The following is a 16443-nucleotide window of genomic DNA, read 5'->3' on the forward strand; positions in this document are numbered from 1 at the left end:
AGCCGCCCGTCAGCCGCCTTGCGGACCGTTGCTCGGCCGGGCGGCGCGCACCGCAGCCAGTCCCCGGATGCCATCCTTGTTTCCGATAGCGGTCAGGCTTTCGAAAATCTGGGCGGCCTCACCATAACGGCGCATGGCGAGGTAGGAATAACCGCGCAGCACCATCAGGTCCGTGCGCTCATCCGCCAGCCGCGCCCGCTGGTCTAGCAGGAGAAGCGTTTCGGCATATCGCTTCGACCCGAACGCGGAAACCGCTCGATCGGCAAGGATCGAGACCTGCAGTTCCGTCGCGCGCGGGCGATCCATACGCGATTTCGTCGCCGAGACGGCCGCATGGTCCGTCAAGCCCATGCGCAGATAGGCAAGGCTCTGGCCATAGGCAGCATCACTTTTGACATTGGATTGACCGCTTTCAATAGCGGATTCGAAAGCTTTAAGGGCCTCCGCCGGCCGGTTCGTCTCCATCAGGCACCAGCCGAGATCGAGCGCCTGCTGTGGCGGCAGACGTTGCGGATCGGGATAGGCCGCGCAGGAACGCGGGCGCGATGCGGCGCTGGTTTCCCTTTGCACCTGCACGGGGCGGCGCGCCTGCTTGCGCGAAGGTTCAGACTGCTGGACGACAGGCGGGTTATACACCACCGCCGTCTCGCCCTGCGGTACAGCGGTCTGCACGGGCGGCGCCGTCACCTGTGCGACAACCGGCGGCGCGGTTACGGGAGCAACCATTTGCCCGGACTGGTCCACCATGCGCGCCGTTCCGACATCGGCGATACGTTGCGAACGGCCTCCCCATTGCTGCTGGATGCCACGCAGGCCGGCGAGGTTGCGAAGATCGTGGTAGCTGACAGCCATGCCATAGGCCGATGGCTCATCATCGGGTTTCCAGCCAAGGGCAGTGCTGAACCATTGCAAAGCAAGCGGCGTCTGCCGGAAGGCAAGCGAGTACCAGCCGAATTGCTGCGCCGTCGCCGCATCCTTGCGCGCCACCGTTTCGGCGGCGATACGTTGCAGCACATCCGGCGGCAGTACGACCGGCGGCTCCAGCGCCAGAAGATTGGCCGTTGCGGCAAGATAGGTCGCAAGCGCATCGTCGGAAGCCTTGCGCCATTTATACATGACGTCCTCGGCCTCGCGCGGTTCGTTACGGTCGATCAGCGCCAGCGCCAGCCCCTGCGAGGCCGATGCGCTGTCTTCCTCTTCCCGTGCCTTGCGGAACCACTTTTCCGCCTCCGCCATGTTCTTCTGGCGGATATTGTACCAGCCGAGCAGCAGGGCGTCGCTTGCAAGCTTGTCGGTCTCGGCAAGCCGCTGAAGCCGCATCACATAGGCCGAGGGAGCGGTGACGCCCTCCTTCTCCCCTGCCTTGGCCACGAACTGACGGGCGAGATCGTTCTTGACGGGTTCGAATTCCAGCTGACCGTCCGCGCCGGGTTTTTCCTTGGCCAGCAGATCGTCCATCATTTCCGCCGGCAAAAGCGCGGATGCCTTCTGCACGGTGGCGAGCCTGTCGCTTGCAACCGTGCAATTGTTGAGAATGTAGAGATAGGCGTCGCGCGCCCGTCCCATTCGGTCGGTATTCGCGAAGGCATCGGCAACCCGCCACAGGACATCAACCTCGCCGCAGGTCAGCAGGCCGGGATTGTTGGCGGCCGTGTCCACCACTGTCGCATATTGCTTGAGATCGGAAGCATTGACGAGCCGCTGGCGGGCCTCGGCAAGGGACAGCATGCCCGTCAGATTGTCGGGCGGCTGCCAGCCGGGCTCCGCCTGCTGGCGGTCGGCAATCGCCTTCCTCACTTCGGCATAACGGCCGTCGGTATAAAGCTGCCACATGGCATCGAGCCGCGGATCGCCGTTTTCGGGAATGGCGAGAGGATCGGCAGGCGGCGTCCAGTTGGGATAAAGCGTGCGCAGGCGCGCGATCTCGGCCTGAAGACGCTGCGTATCACCCCTCGCCGCGAAATAGCGCAACGCGCTCAGATCGACCTCGGGCATATCGGACGAGGCAGGCTGGGTGGCGCGCGGGGCCGGTGCCTGCGCCGTCTGTGTCTGCGGTGCCTGCCCGCCGGCCTGTGTCACCGGCAGTGGATCGGTCGCCGGCACCGTGACGGGCGGTGTCGCAGGCTGCGTTACCTGCGCCATTTCACGGCTCTTGACGAAAGCGTTGATCTGCGCCGGATTGGCCGTCGTCGGCAAAACACGCTGTGCCGCCCGGTTGTCGCCGACCGCCGAGGTATGCACGTCCGACACCCGCCCGAGAATGCTGTCGCGCCAGTGGAAGGCCGCGAGCGCAATCAGAAGCAGAATGAGAGCCGAGGTCGACAGTGGCTTGTTCATCGGCATTCCCCGTTATTCCTTGCCAGAAACGACAATGCCAGAAGATGCAATGTGGAAGGATAATAAAGTGTTGGCTGGAAGTTTTTAAGTTCGGCGGAAACGGCCGCCCCGCCGCCGACGCAACCCGCGAGCGCCGGAATGATGCGATAGCCGGGATCGGACAGGACGTCCTTGACCGCTCCGTTCTTCAGATCGAAGGTTCCGGCAGCGCCGCTTTCCAGCGTCATGCCGCCTTTCAGCCGGACGAGCAGCTCCGGCGACCCCATATTCGCCCTTGCGAGATAAAGCGGTATGCGCACCGCATTATAGCCGAATTCCGGCGGGAAACCCGCTGCCGGCTGCGGCTTCGTCTTCACCGATACCCAGTCGGCCGGCAGTTTTCTATCGCTGAAAGCGAATGTGCCGATCTGCGCCACACCGTCATCGGCAAGGGCTTTCCAAAGCGGCGATGGCGCAACAAGATTGAGCACCGGAAAGGCCTCGAAAATCAGATAGGAAGGATTGACCACTGGCCCGTCCTCCCGGTCATTCTCGTCGAAACCGCTGGCCGCCGGCAGAAGCAGCGTTCGCCCGCCGCGTTGCACCACCGTCCTCTTCAGAATGGCGGATGCGATGGCCGCGGATGCTTCGGCATAATCCTGCCGGTTCCATTGCCCGGCCGCCAGCGCCAGCGCATAGGCGATCAGAATATCGCCATCCGTGGCGTTGTTGATATCGGTTACATGCGGTTTGGTGCGCGGATCCCATTTCCAGGCGGAAAGTCCGTCGTCACGCACCAAAAGCTCGGTGCGCGTGAAGCTCCAGATCAGTTCGAAGTCGGACAGATTGTCGGCAAGCACGGCAAGCCACATGCCGTAGCCCTGGCCTTCGCTGTGGCTAATATTGTCGTTGCCGGTATCGATGATACGGCCGCCGGGATCGAGAAACGCGCCTTTATAGGCAGACCACGCCTCCGGTGAAACCGAGGAGGCGCGGCTGGTGGAAATACCTGCAATCATCGTCATGATGGACAGGAAGAGAATGCCGGCCAGTTTCGAGATCCCGTTCGTCATCGATGCCGTCCCATCATGCGCAGCATCGTGAACGTGGCGAGGCCGAGGAGAGACACGAAGCCGATGAACGCCAGCGAATAGGAAAGAACGTTGGAAGACAGCCAGTTGGCGGCGACCAGCCTCCAGTTGGAAAGGGAAAAAGCCCGCGTGACGTAAAAATACGGCCGCTCCACCTCCACCGTTTCGAGCTTTTCGGCAGCCGCATCATAAGCGGCAACACGTCCCGTGACGCCACGCCAGCGGTTTTCCCGTGTCATCGCCGCCATGCCGTCAAGAAGTTCCGCCGATGTCGGTGCAGTCGCAAGCGTCCACACCCCGTCGCCGGAGGGGCTCAGTCCCTGTGCCAGCATGAAGGAGACATTGCCGGGTGGCGCATAAAGCTGCTCGGCTGCCGGCAAGAAGCGCAGCGTATCCGAACTCAGGTCGAAATTCCGCTTCATCCATTCCTCGAGAGAAGATACCTGCCCCTCCCAAACACCGCCATCCACCCGCTCGCGCCAGTCGTTGAAGAGGGTCTCGCTGCTCTGAGCGGGCGGCTGAACGCCGGTTCCCATTTTCCAGGATATCTGACTGGAGGGAACGAGATTGAACTGACCGATCAATGCCTGCGGGAATTGCGAAATCGTGCCGACGAACAGCGCGTCGCGATCACCGATCACTAGCGGCGAAGCGACAGTCTCGATGTCGATGGGATGCCCCGCCACACTCGCCAGCCGGCTGATCAGCGTGGCTGCCGCAGACATGGTGTCGGTGTCGAAACGGTCGAGTGAGAGGGCGACAGGCGTTCCGCCGGTCCGATAGGGCTGTCCGGCCCCAGCCATCGCGGCGAGATCCGGCTTGCGGCCGATCTGCGCATAGTCCGGAATATGCAGTTCCGACGTGTCGAACAACGCAAAACGCGGCGTCGCGCTGGCGGGCGCACCGGGCGCACAGGCCTGATCCTGCGCCGTCATCAACACCGCCTCGATGGTCACCTTGTTCGGCCCGGGCTTGAAATGACGCATTGTCACATTGATTGGCAGATGCCGGAAAATGCCGCCGCCATTGTTGGAAATCGGCACGGTCGAGGCGATCTGGTCATTGACGTAGATATCGACATGGCTGCCTGGCAGTACCTGCGACGAATAGGCGGCATCGAGGAGAAGCGACGCCTCGCCATAGGCCGAGGCGTAGAAATCGGCGGGCATGCCGACGTAAAATTCGTTGCGGAAACGCCGGCCGCCAAATTCGGTGCTTTCGAAACCAAGTTCGGAAAGCGCGATACGGCGATCCGACATGACGAGCGGCACATCCGGCGCATGCCAGCTTCGGGTCGAAAAAGTCGTCCTCTGCGCACCGGGTGTGCGCGATATCGACGAAAACAGCGTCTCGATTGCCGCCTGCACCGCCTGCGGAGTGGGGCCGCTGACAAAAAGCGGCGAAAGACCGCCCGGCGCTGAGGCGCCAAAGCCGGCGAAAGCGCCCGCCGAAGCCTCGGGTGGCAGCGTTCCGGCAATTCCGGCAATCTCGCGAGCGGTGCCAACGAAAACCGTCAGCGTGCCCGCCTTGCGCTCAGTGGAAGGAGCGGCCACGAAACGGATCGTCTGGTTCGGCATCTGGGTTCTAAGCGCCAACGCCTGTGAAAGACGCAGGAGAGAATCCGCAAATGCCGGATTGCCAAGTGCCGGCGCGACAATCTCGATCGACGTCATCGCCTTGCCATCCGGCCCCGTTGCCTGAATATCGTCGATATTGGCAAAGCTTCCGGCGACATCCGCATTAAAGCCGATATAGGTATTGGCTGGGTCTATATCGGTCCAAAGATCGTAGGTGGACTGGATCGTGCAATCGGTTCTATGGCGTTGCTGCACGCCCAGTCTCACGATATTTGAGCCGACCTGCAAGACGCCGGGCGGGATCTTCAAGGAGACATTGCCCTCGCTGTCGGGCGCTTCGATACGCGCGGCATCCAGCGCGACATTGTTCAGGCTGACCTGAAAATTCGAACTTTCCGGCGCGACCACGATGGCGTTCTGATAACCGATATTGAGCGAAACCGCGGCATTCACCTGCTCCGGCGTCAGATAGATGCTCCATTGCCGCCGGTCCATCTCACCGGAAAGGCTGAGCTTCTCATAGGGCAGGATGTAGCGGCGGCGGCTGTCGGCGCTAAGCCGAGAGGTCTGCGCGGGAACAGGTCTTGCGCTTTGCTGAGGCGATGGAGCCGAAACCGGCGGCGGCAACGGAACGACTGGGCGCTGTTGCGGCGGCGGGACCGATGGCTGCGACGGCGTCTGGGCCGGTATCTGGGCCGGCAACTGGGCAGAAGGCTGCTGGCGCGGCGCGGCAGGCGCAACGGTGGACGGCGGCACGGGTGCCGGAGCAGTCTGGGCGGGCCGTTCCGGCGACATGTCGAAGGGGGAGGACTGCGCCATAGCGCCCGTGGCGACGGCTCCCCATACCAACATTGCCAGAGAATCCCGGATGGGTTTACGGCCGGTCATTTTACCGCTCCGACAGGTTTGGCGTCTCTGGGAGCAGGCCGAAGCGTCCGGACCAGATAATAAAGGCCGCGCTGCGTCTGGAAGAGCGATATGGCCAGGAAGATGGCCGTGCCGCGGATAAGGCCGGGGTTCTTGCGGCGCACCCGCTGAAATTCGCTCCACTGTTCCGAATTGGCGAAGATCAGGTCCGCGATCAGGCGGTGATCGACGGCGCGTTGCGGCGAGAAGGTGCAGCCGATCGAGACGAAGCCCTCGCCCTTCACCGTTCGCACCACGTTGACAGGCATGGTTTCCGGCACACCCTCGCTATGGGGCTTGACCTTCACGATGGCCGTCGCGCCTTTTTCGATGGTTGTCGCGCTGTCGAAGAGATTGATCAGCAAGCCATGCACCGACACATTATCGATGGACGCCGGCACCCAGGCATCGCTGCCCTCGAGCTTGACCTCGCAGCGCCGTTTGACGGTGATGCGCCGCGACGCCGACTTGTCGCCGCGCTCGGAAACGACACCGAGCGCGCAGCCCGCGAAGATGAGATTGAGCAGGTTCCAGCCGCCGACCACGAGCGTGACATCCGCCTTGTAGGGCTCGCTATAGATGCGCCATACGGCAAAGGCCATCGCCACCAAGAGCAGCGCGAAAATGACGAAGAACGGCCGGCTGATTTCCGAAAGCCGCGCCTCGGCGATGGATTCATCCTTCGCCGTCACCTTGAAGGTGGGCTTGCCGGGATTGAAAATCACCGAAACGACGGCGGGCAGGAGGTGAACCGTCTGCACGTATTCGTAAAGCTCCGAAATCCACGGCCAACGGAAGCTGCCATAAAGATAGTTCTGCATCATCAGGTTCACGAGCATATAGGCCGCCGTATAGGCCAAGAACTCGCCACCCGAGGCCACGAAAATCTGCAGGTCGAAGAACAGGTAGAACAGCGGTGCGAACAGGAAGATGGTGCGCGGGAACGGGAACAGCCAGAACAGCGTCGACGACATGTAGCAAAGGCGCTGCGTAAACGAGAGACCGCGCCGGAACAGCGGCTGGCGAAAGATCAGGATCTGCATCATGCCCTGCGCCCAGCGGCTGCGCTGGCCGATAAAGCTTGCGAAAGTGGCCGGCTGCAGCCCGGCGATCAGCGGCTTGTCGACATAGATACTGTTCCAGCCGCGCGAATGCAGCGCCAGCGCCGTTTCGCAATCTTCCGTGATGCTGACGCCGCTGAAGCCTTCGGTGTCCTGCAGCGCCTCGCGCCGCAGCACGGCGGCCGAACCGCAGAAGAAGGCGCCGTTCCATTTGTCGAGGCCGCGCTGGATGATGCCGTAAAACATCTCGTTTTCACTCGGCATCGTCTCGAAGGTGCGCAGGTTGCGCTCGATGGGATCGGGATTGACGAAGAAATGCGGCGTCTGCACCAGAAAGAGCCGCGGATCCTCTTCGAAATAGCCCACCGTTTCCAGAAGGAAGTCGCGGGCTGGCGCGTGGTCGGCGTCAAACACGGTCACGAGCTCGCCGGTTGAATGGGCAAGACCGTTATTGAGATTTCCAGCCTTGGCGTGAACGTTGCGCTCACGCGTCAGATAACGCACGTCGAGGTCCTCGCAGAGCTTCTTCAGCTCCTCGTGGCGGCGCTGCGCCGCCTGCGCCTCGACGATATTGCTGGCATTGCGCTTCTGTACCGAGCCGCCATCATCCAGCAACCAGACGGTGAAACGGTCGGCCGGATAATCCATGTTCTTGGCCGCGGCGAGCGTATTGGCGAGAAGCTCCGCGTCCTCGTTATAGCTCGGCACGAAGACATCGACGGTCGGCCGGTAATCGGGCGAACCGGGCCGCGTCTTGCGCGACGGCAGCGGCATCGACACGATGACAAGGCTGAGGCCCAGCATCACGACGCTGTACATTTCCGCCAGATAAAGCAGAAAGCCGGGAATGAAATTCTCGAGCTGGTTGACGGGCGGCAACGTGCTGGTGGTGCGCCAGTAGACATAGCGCAGAACGATGGCCGTGCCGAAACCGAGCGCCACCAAACGCCAGGCCCCCTGCCCGTTAAAGCTCTTGATCGTTGCAAGGAGAATGAGCGAAATCGCCGTGGCGACCAGATGCGTCTGCAGGCTGACCGGCATCGTGATGATGGCCAGAACGCAGAGCGACACAAGTAACCAGACAATGATTGTGAGGGCCTTGCTCATCCAGAAACTTTCCGTTGTCTTCCCCACCCGGAATCTCGGCCCGGAATTTTTGCGATCTGCGTCTTTACGCCTTCTCTCCCCCTGGTTCCGGCGATCACCTGCATCCTGGCGCCGCTCCCGAACCGGACAGGCAGGCGGGCGACGGAATGGAAACCTGCGGAACCTGAGACGATGGCCGGCCACTTTCCACCGGCCCTCCGTCTACCCGCCTGCCCGCCACTGAAGGTCTCACGGTCTGGACTGGCGCCCCCGCCGATGCGGGCGACGGGATACTGACCGCAGCAACGGGTGGAAGCGGCTGTGGTTCCGGCTGGGCGGGCGGTGCAACGGCAGCCGCGCGATGGGCGGGCCGGGGCGGCACGCTCGCGGTCACCTCGCCGCCCGGCCGCATCGGCACCTCATCCGCCTTTGTGGGATAGACCGGATGACCCGGCCGGCCGAGATTCTTATCCACCGCCTGCGGCGTGCCGTAAGGGTTCCAGCTTGGTGAGGCATAGGTGCCTGTTATCGTGTAATTATACATGACCGCCAGCAACCGCTCGACAGTCGCGCCCGACTGGCAGAGGCGCAGCCGCACCTTGATGCGCCCGAGATTGCGGAAATCCTGCCGCATGCTTTCCGGCGAGCGTATATCCTGCCAGCCGTAAAGGCAGGTATCGTCGCCGCGGCCGCCGCCGGCAGCATAGGAAAACGCACCATAACCGTTCTGCAGGTAATTTGCCGACATGGCGATGTTTTCGCCCGGAAACTCGGCGCGGATTTCCCTCGCGAGGGAAGATGCCTTGAAACCGGTGAAAGCCAGAGCGTCGCCATCGGTATCGCCAGCCTGTTGCGGACCAAAAAACTCCGCCTTGATATAGTTCTGCCCCGGCGTCGTGGCTTCAGAGCGCAAAATGACCTGCTGCGCCACCGCGTTGGAATAGGTGCGGTTGACCACGGTAACGATTTCGGGACCGCCGGGTGGCGGGAAAATCAGCGCCTCGGAAGGAGACAACATCTGCGCGCCCCCGAACGACCGAACGCCCGCGGGAGTATTGCAGCCCGAAAGAACCGCAACGGAGAACAGCAATGAAGTAAAGGCAGAAAATCTCACTGCCTTGCGCCCCTTTATTTCCCCAACGCCGCCCAGGTTAAAAGGAGACCGAATCACTAATGACCAGACCATTGTTACGAAATACGGGAGGACTACGAATAAGCAATCTCAAATTTGCGTTGTAATTTCTGACACTTTATGACTTGCGAATCAGCGTTACCACCCCGTGTTTACTGTGGAAGAGCGTGGAACCAATAGCCCCGCCAAAGGTTGGCTTCCTGTCAGGCCTATAATTTTACGGTTGCAGCGCAATATGTCCCATGGTCTACTTGGCTCCATAATGACGTATTTTTATTGGTCCATTTTTTATTCAACTGTAAAAACAGAGAGTTGACGCATGACCTTGCCATTTCCGAGCATTTCGCAGACGCTTGCCGAAGAGATCGGAAGATTACGCAAATGGCTGGATGAGGACGCCCTGCCGCTGTGGTTGGAGGCGGGTTCGGCCCGTCCGGATGGCGGTTTTTACGAACGTCTCGGCCAGGATGCCAAACCGGTTTTTTCCGATGACCGCCGTGCCCGCGTGCAGCCGCGCCAGGCCTATTGTTTCGCCGCCGCCGGTCAGCATGGCTGGCAGGGGCCGTGGAAAGACGCGCTCCTGCATGGGCTCTCCTGGTTCGAGACGGTCTATCGCCTCGAAAACGGTCTCTACGGCAACCTTGCCGACCAGACCGGCCGGCTGATCGATCCCTCCTTCGATCTCTACAATCAGGCCTTTGCGCTGTTTGCCGCCGCGCAGGCGGCGGCGAGCCTTCCCGAACGCAGGGATGAGATGCGCGGCCGGGCGCTCGATATACTTGCCATCCTCGAACGCGATTACAAACACCCGGTCGCCGGCTTCGAGGAAGCAAACCCGCCGCGCACGCCGCTCTGCTCCAATCCGCACATGCATCTCTTCGAGGCGATGCTGGCCTGGGAGCAGCAGGACCCGGATGGTCCGTGGTCGGCGCTGGCCGACGAGATCGCGGGTCTTGCGCTTGAGCGCTTCATCGATGGCGGCAATGGCGGCTTGCGCGAATTCTTCGGCCATGACTGGACGCCCCATGCGAGCGACAAGGGCCGGATCATGGAGCCTGGCCACCAGTTCGAATGGGCCTGGCTTCTGGTGCGCTGGGGCAGCCTGCGCGGCAATGGCGAAGCGATCGACAAGGCCAAACGGCTGTTCGAGATCGGCGAGGAATACGGCATCTGCCCGCGCCGCAAGGTGGCGGTGATGAGCCTCTACGACGATTTTTCGGTGCATGACGGGCTGGCGCGGTTGTGGCCGCAGACGGAATGGCTGAAGGCTGCGGTGCGGCTGGCGAGCGTCACGGGCGGTGAGGAACGGCAGCGTTACCTCGCCTCCGGTCTCAGCGCCATCGGCGCGCTGCAGCCTTTCCTCGACACGCCGGTCAAGGGCCTGTGGTTCGACAAATGGCCGGCCGACACGCCAATGCTCGACGAGCCGGCGCCGGCAAGCACGTTTTATCACATCGTCTGCGCCATCTATGAGGCGGAGGCGGTGCTGGCGGTGGAACAATAAACCTGCCCCACCGGGCGAGCGGCGTCGGCCGCTCGCCGGCTTCAGAGATCAGTCAAGCCTTGGCCGGGCGCACCACGCGCCAGTCCGGTTTGCCGAGATTGTGCGGCCAGGCATGAACATCCTTGTCGTTGAAATAGACGACCTCTTCCAGCTTCGGAAAATCCGCCTGTTTCAACGTCACGTCGTTCATCCACGGGCGAACATAGGAATCGCCGCCTTCATAGCCCAGTTCGGCAACCCAGACCGGCCTGTTGAAGGTTTCGACAAGTCCATAGCCCTTGCGCAGCAGATCGGTGAAGGTCTTCGGTCCACCATATTCGATCTTGTCGTAGTCCTCGAGACCGAAGACCGAGAGACCGACCAGATCCGCGTAGTTGTCACCCGGATAGTAGACGCGCAGGCCATCGAGACCTTTCGGAGACCACATCACCTTGACCCCGGGCACCGCCTTGCGGGTCATGTCCACCATGCGCTTATAGGCTGTGATGTAGTCCTGCGGATTCCAGCCCGACCACGAGAAGCGGCCGGACGTGTCTTCCATTTCCTGCCCCCAGCGCAGGATGAGCGGGCTCTTCATCGCCGACATGCGCGCGGCAATCGCCCGCATGTTCTCGTCGTAATCGCCCCTCAGTACCTTGCGGCGCAACTCGTCGGAGGTGAGCCGCCAGTTGACGTCCCACGACCAGGGTTCGACCGTGATCAGCACGTTGCGCTTGCGTTCCAGCGCATAGGCATCCGCAAGCGCCAGACTGTCGAGATCCACGTCCTCCCAGGGCAGGAACAGATGTTCCGTCGCTACCCCTGCCTGACCGGTGAAATCGCCGTGCGGATCGTATGCGCCGAAGCGGATACCGTCCGCATGCAATGTCGGTCTTTTGTCGGCGAGTGTCTTCATGCCCGTCGAGGTCATGGGGGCGACACCCTGTGCGTCGAGCTTGAGCACCGGATACATGCCGGCGGTAAAGGCTGCGGCGGCGCCACCCGCGAACAGAAGTTTTCTTCTTGTTATCTGCATGACACCTTACTCCCTACCTTGTTGCCGTCATCGCCTTGTCGTAAGCGGCGATCTGCGGCGTGACATCGTCCTTGCGGACGAGCTTGAGGAATTCATCGCCAGGGCGTGGCGGGTTGTGCCGGAACACGTACCATGGCCCGCCCTGCTTGCGCTGGTAGAGCACCTTGCCGATGCGACCATGATCGAAGCAGGTATCGGCCTTGCCGTTTCCTGCAGCGCTTTTCCAGGTGGCGCGCATGCACAGGGTGCCGTTGGCGTCGACGGTCCAGCGGCCTTCACCGACGGATTTCTTGCCCTTTTCTTCCGTTGCGGCAATGAATTTGCGGTCTTGGGCGATGAAGCGTCCACCGCCCGTTTCCCATTTCCAGGTCTTGTCGAAGTACATGTCCACGACTTCGCTGGTTCTGAGCGGTTTCGGCGTCTTCGTGCCGCCTGCAGCGTGGACGGCGCTTGGCACGACCATTGCAAGACAGAGTACGAAAGCGGAGAATCCGCATTTGCTTATTGTTGTTTTCATCACAGCCTCCTCCTTCATTGTCCGACCCTATTGTCGGCCAGCATGATCTCTCCGGTTGCCACCGCCGGCGGCGGTGCCACGATGGGTTCCGCCTGCATTTCCTGCGGTCCGCGCAGTCCCGGTACGGCAATGCGCAGTTTCAGACGCACCGATCTCGCCCCTTCCACGCCCGCACCGGCGACCGTGAACCGCGTCTCGGTAAAACTGACATAGGGCTGCCCGTGCGACAGGGCCTCCAGCCCGCCGATGGCATGGGAGCTGAGTTCAACAGCACTGCCCGCCACCAGCAGCAATGAACAGGCGGCGGCGGTTGCTCCGCCGCGCAATGCCGGTAGCCTCGGCAAACCGTTTTCCACCGCATGGCGGATGAGCAGAAACACCGAAAGACCCGCATAGATCGCCACATTGATGGCGGCGAAGACGAAGAAGCCTTCCGCCCCGTTTTCACGCGGCGCCAGAACCATGGCCACAAGGCTGAGCGCCGCCAGAAGAATGTAAGGCGCGACGACCCGCAGCGGCAGCGGCGGTTTTGCCTGCGTGCCCTTGGGGGTAATGCGGAAATCGACGAAATCGCCACGGATCGTGTCGCGTATCGCCGCCAGCACACCCATCAGCGACCAGGGCCAGCGCAGGAAAAGAAAAATCATGGCTTCCCAGCTGAAGAGCTTCGCATCATGCGGACGGAATGCACCCGTGGCCCGCCAGAAGAACGCAAACACGATCATGATCAGCGAAACCGGCAGGAAATGTGCAAGAAACGCCGGATAGGATGCGTTGACCAGCACATGGCCGCGTATCAGTGCTATGGCGGGAAGCACGAACATCAACGCCATGAAGCCGGAAAACAAGGGATACCAGAGCTGCGAAAACAGGAACTGGAACTTCAGCCGCGGCGGCAGCTTCGGCACGTAGTGCCTTGAATATTGCAGCAGAATGGTCATCAGGCTGCGCGACCACTGGAATTCCTGCACGATGAGATCGGCAAAGGTCACCGGTCCCTCACCATGGGCGATGGCGTTGACCGCGTGGACGCCGCGCCAGCCGCCGGCGTTCATCAGCAGCGTGGTGGAATGATCCTCGGCAAGCTCCGGCCCAAGGCCGCCAACCTCCCGCAGGGCCTTCGTGCGCACGGCATAATGCGAGCCGATGCAGAGCGGCGCCCAGCCATTATTGTAACCCAGCTGCAGCGCGCCATGCAGGCTCGCCTCGGCAAAGAGCCTGCCGCGCGCCGCCCAGCTTTCACCGGCATTGGCGTCGCAAATGCTCGGGGCCGAAACATATCCAACCGTCGGATCGGCAAAGGGACGGATGATCTCGCGCAGGTAATCCGGTTCCGGCACATGATCCGCATCGAACTGGGCGACGAAATCATAACGCTCATAGCCGTAATGATCGTAGAAATAGGCGAGATTGCCCTCCTTGCAGCGTGTGCGCCGCGGCCAGGTCTTGCGGTGATACTCGGCGACACCCTGCCGGGTCGAAACGAAAACGCCGTGCGCGCCACACCATTTCAGCGTTTGCGCATCCGGAGCCTCGTCGGCCAGCCAGACGTCGAATTCCAGACCCTTCTGCTCCAGCATGGCCAGCAGCGTCTTTTCCACCACGGCAAAGGGTTCCGATGGCGCCTTGGTGACGACCATCGCCACCCTGCCCCGCGGCAGAGGGGAGCGCCGGTCGACAACCTTCGCGTTCAGAAAGATGAAGATGAAATAGGATGGCAGAAGCGTGATCCACGCGAGCGTTATCGTGACGACGGTATAATAGGGCCAGTCGATGACGCGATCGCGGTCGAGCCACCAGATCCAGAAATAAGCGAGCGTCACCAGCCAACCGCCAATGCCAAGAAGATAGGCCATGCGGTTCCAGCCGGCAAAGACCGGCAGCATCCGCAGATCGCTGGCGACTGCGACCGCACGGGCCGACGGAACGGAAGGGGTGGAACGGGCTTTCATGACCGCACCTCCAGTCCGAAACCGGGACCGGCCGTCCGGATGATGGTGTCGATATCCGAACGCTTCGGGATAAAGCCGAGAGTTTCTTCCGCACGCCTTATATCCGCAAACAGGGCTGGCGGATCGCCGGCGCGCCTTGCACCGAAATGCACCGGAACTTCCTGCCCCGTCACGCGGTGGATCGCCCGGATGATATCGCCGACCGATGTACCGTGACCGGAACCGAGATTGACGCGCAGCGTCTCTCCGCCCTCGGCCAGATAGTTGACGGCGGCGACATGGGCATCGGCCAGATCGCTGACATGGATGTAATCACGAATGCAGGTGCCATCGCTGGTGTCGTAATCCGCCCCGAAGACATCCAGTTGCGGCAGCCGTGCGGCAGCCGCCATCAGTGCCCGCGGGATCAGATGGGTCTCAGGCTCATGCCGTTCGTAAAGCTCGCCGTCCGGGTCTGCGCCGGCGGCATTGAAATAACGCAGCGCAACGAAACGCAGGCCGTAGGCAGCGGCATAATCATCGAGCGCCATTTCGAAGATCAGTTTGGTACGCCCGTAAGGGTTGACCGGCATTTGCGCCGTTTCCTCGCGGATGGGCAATTGCGGCGGCACACCATACGTGGCGCAGCTGGAGGAAAACACCAGTCCGATATTCTGATCGAGACAGGCATCCAGCAGCGAAAGACTGCCGCCGACATTGTTGCGGTAATATTTGCGCGGATCCTCGACGGACTCACCAACATAGGCATTGGCGGCGCAATGGATCACGAAGGCCGGTGAGAACTCCCGGAGCGTGGCTTTCAAAAGGCCACGATCCAGAATATCCCCCTCGATGAAGGGACCCCAGCGAACCGAATCCGCATGACCCGTCGAAAGATTATCGTAAGCGATGGGCTTGAAGCCGGATTGGGCCAGCGCCTTGCAGATGTGGCTGCCTATGAATCCGGCCCCGCCCGTGACGAGGATTGTGCGGGGCATCTCATACGGCCTCCGCCACAGTCTTGCCGGCCAGCAGCGCATCGAAATAGACGATGGTTTTTTCCAGGCCGATTTCGAGCGGCACGCGCGGCTGCCACCTCAGCAGTTCCTTCGCCCGCGAAATATCCGGGCGACGCTGCTGCGGATCGTCGATCGCGGCGGGCAGATGCACGATGCGCGAACGGGAACCCGTCATGCGGATGACGATATCGGCGAGCTGCCGCACCGGAATTTCCGCCGGGTTGCCGATATTGATCGGCCCGGTGCAATCCTTCGGCTTGGCCGAGAAGCGCAGGAAACCATCGATCAGGTCATCGACATAGCAGAAGGAACGGGTCTGGCTGCCATCGCCATAGATGGTGATGTCAGCGCCCTTCAGCGCCTGGACGATGAAGTTCGAAACCACACGTCCGTCATCGGGTCGCATGCGCGGCCCATAGGTGTTGAAGATGCGCCCCACCTTGATATCGACGCCGAAGCTACGGTGATAATCGAAAAACAGCGTTTCAGCGCTGCGTTTCCCCTCATCGTAACAAGCTCGCGGCCCGATTGTATTTACATTGCCGAAATAGGTTTCCGGCTGCGGATTGACGTGGGGATCGCCGTAGACCTCGGACGTCGAAGACTGCACGACGGTCGCACCGCATCTGCGCGCCACTTCCAGCACATTGACCGCACCCAGGACATTGGTGAGCAGCGTGCCGACCGGATCGCGCTGATAGTCGGGCGGTGAAGCCGGTGAAGCGAAGTTGAAGATCAGCGAGACATCGATGTCATAGGGTTTGCGCACATCGTGCTCGACCAGCAAAAACCGCTTATTGTCCCGCAAATGCGCCACATTCGCGGTGCGTCCGGTCGAAAGATTGTCGAGACAGATCACCTCGTGGCCGCAGCTCAGCAGGCGCTCACAAAGATGAGAACCGAGGAAACCGGCGCCGCCATTGACGAGAACGCGTTGGCCAGGTCTCCATTCGGAGTAGATGGTGACGCCGTTGTCGTGTTCGTTGGGAACGAAATTACGCATTACACACTCCTCCCCATGAGGAATCAGCGCAGCTGATTCAACTAAACTTTACCAAACTCCCGATTGTGCGATATCTTGAATATCATCCTCCGGTTTTTACTTCTTCTGGAGGTTTAATATTTCGATCAGATAAATTTCAACCTTCATGATAGGCGCAGCGAAAAACAGGTCAACTTCATTTTATCAAAATATTACAATTGATTACCCAAAATTACTCAAAATAGCCCGTTGATTTAATACTTTTTAACTACGCCTCTATTATGCCTTTCTTATTGAGCATTAGCG

The 16443-nt window shown here is 61.1% G+C and carries 11 protein-coding genes; 1 reads left to right on the forward strand and 10 read right to left on the reverse strand.

What is annotated here, in order from left to right; all coding sequences use genetic code 11:
• Positions 1-9 precede the first annotated feature (9 nt).
• The 5 genes from AC5YUO_RS16235 to bcsN form a co-directional block, all read right to left on the reverse strand.
• Positions 10-2343, reverse strand: coding sequence for a tetratricopeptide repeat protein (locus tag AC5YUO_RS16235; RefSeq protein WP_496155946.1), 2334 nt, complete (start codon positions 2341-2343; stop codon positions 10-12).
• Complete coding sequence (locus AC5YUO_RS16240) at positions 2334-3389, reverse strand: family 8 glycosyl hydrolase (protein WP_496155947.1); 1056 nt, start codon at positions 3387-3389, stop codon at positions 2334-2336. The genes AC5YUO_RS16235 and AC5YUO_RS16240 overlap by 10 nt, the downstream gene beginning before the upstream one ends.
• Positions 3386-5872: a cellulose biosynthesis cyclic di-GMP-binding regulatory protein BcsB gene (locus AC5YUO_RS16245; RefSeq protein WP_496155948.1), complete on the reverse strand. Its 2487-nt coding sequence runs from the start codon at positions 5870-5872 to the stop codon at positions 3386-3388. Before AC5YUO_RS16245 ends, AC5YUO_RS16240 begins: the two co-directional genes overlap by 4 nt.
• Positions 5869-8058: a UDP-forming cellulose synthase catalytic subunit gene (bcsA, locus tag AC5YUO_RS16250; RefSeq protein ID WP_496155949.1), complete on the reverse strand. Its 2190-nt coding sequence runs from the start codon at positions 8056-8058 to the stop codon at positions 5869-5871. The genes AC5YUO_RS16245 and bcsA overlap by 4 nt, the downstream gene beginning before the upstream one ends.
• A gap of 94 nt (positions 8059-8152) precedes the next feature.
• Positions 8153-9055, reverse strand: a complete 903-nt coding sequence (gene bcsN / locus AC5YUO_RS16255; RefSeq protein ID WP_496155950.1) for a cellulose biosynthesis protein BcsN — start codon at positions 9053-9055, stop codon at positions 8153-8155.
• A gap of 433 nt (positions 9056-9488) precedes the next feature.
• On the opposite strand from bcsN, the gene AC5YUO_RS16260 reads away from it, so the two are divergent.
• Positions 9489-10673 carry an AGE family epimerase/isomerase gene (locus tag AC5YUO_RS16260; protein WP_496155951.1) on the forward strand — a complete coding sequence of 395 codons (1185 nt, stop codon included), beginning with the start codon at positions 9489-9491 and terminating at the stop codon, positions 10671-10673.
• A 52-nt stretch (positions 10674-10725) separates the two neighbouring features.
• On the opposite strand, the gene AC5YUO_RS16265 is transcribed toward AC5YUO_RS16260, so the two are convergent.
• The 5 genes from AC5YUO_RS16265 to AC5YUO_RS16285 are packed head-to-tail and all read right to left on the reverse strand — an operon-like array spanning position 10726 to position 16158.
• On the reverse strand, positions 10726-11688 hold the full coding sequence (locus AC5YUO_RS16265; RefSeq protein WP_496155952.1) for a glycosyl hydrolase: 963 nt from the start codon (positions 11686-11688) through the stop codon (positions 10726-10728).
• 13 nt (positions 11689-11701) lie between these two features.
• A complete protein-coding gene (locus tag AC5YUO_RS16270; protein WP_496155953.1) occupies positions 11702-12205 on the reverse strand; it encodes a DUF995 domain-containing protein in 504 nt (167 codons plus the stop codon).
• Positions 12206-12219: 14 nt separating this feature from the next.
• Entirely contained in the window at positions 12220-14157 is a 1938-nt protein-coding gene (locus AC5YUO_RS16275) for a glycosyltransferase family 2 protein (RefSeq protein ID WP_496155954.1), read from the reverse strand.
• Complete coding sequence (galE, locus tag AC5YUO_RS16280; RefSeq protein WP_496155955.1) at positions 14154-15134, reverse strand: UDP-glucose 4-epimerase GalE; 981 nt, start codon at positions 15132-15134, stop codon at positions 14154-14156. Before galE ends, AC5YUO_RS16275 begins: the two co-directional genes overlap by 4 nt.
• 1 nt (position 15135) lies before the next feature.
• The gene (locus AC5YUO_RS16285; protein ID WP_496155956.1) at positions 15136-16158 is read right to left on the reverse strand and encodes a UDP-glucuronic acid decarboxylase family protein; all 1023 of its coding nucleotides are present in this window, start codon (positions 16156-16158) and stop codon (positions 15136-15138) included.
• Positions 16159-16443: the final 285 nt, after the last annotated feature.

Source organism: Agrobacterium sp. LEGMi-208b (assembly GCF_059511785.1).

Excerpts from the sequence above, each read along its gene's own strand:
- bcsN (WP_496155950.1), bottom strand. The coding sequence starts at position 9,055 with ATGTTGTCTCCTTCCGAGGCGCTGATTTTCCCGCCACCCGGCGGTCCC.
- galE (WP_496155955.1), bottom strand. The coding sequence starts at position 15,134 with ATGCCCCGCACAATCCTCGTCACGGGCGGGGCCGGATTCATAGGCAGC.
- AC5YUO_RS16235 (WP_496155946.1), bottom strand. The coding sequence starts at position 2,343 with ATGCCGATGAACAAGCCACTGTCGACCTCGGCTCTCATTCTGCTTCTG.
- AC5YUO_RS16270 (WP_496155953.1), bottom strand. The coding sequence starts at position 12,205 with ATGAAAACAACAATAAGCAAATGCGGATTCTCCGCTTTCGTACTCTGT.
- AC5YUO_RS16285 (WP_496155956.1), bottom strand. The coding sequence starts at position 16,158 with ATGCGTAATTTCGTTCCCAACGAACACGACAACGGCGTCACCATCTAC.
- AC5YUO_RS16265 (WP_496155952.1), bottom strand. The coding sequence starts at position 11,688 with ATGCAGATAACAAGAAGAAAACTTCTGTTCGCGGGTGGCGCCGCCGCA.
- bcsA (WP_496155949.1), bottom strand. The coding sequence starts at position 8,058 with ATGAGCAAGGCCCTCACAATCATTGTCTGGTTACTTGTGTCGCTCTGC.
- AC5YUO_RS16275 (WP_496155954.1), bottom strand. The coding sequence starts at position 14,157 with ATGAAAGCCCGTTCCACCCCTTCCGTTCCGTCGGCCCGTGCGGTCGCA.
- AC5YUO_RS16260 (WP_496155951.1), top strand. The coding sequence starts at position 9,489 with ATGACCTTGCCATTTCCGAGCATTTCGCAGACGCTTGCCGAAGAGATC.
- AC5YUO_RS16240 (WP_496155947.1), bottom strand. The coding sequence starts at position 3,389 with ATGACGAACGGGATCTCGAAACTGGCCGGCATTCTCTTCCTGTCCATC.
- AC5YUO_RS16245 (WP_496155948.1), bottom strand. The coding sequence starts at position 5,872 with ATGACCGGCCGTAAACCCATCCGGGATTCTCTGGCAATGTTGGTATGG.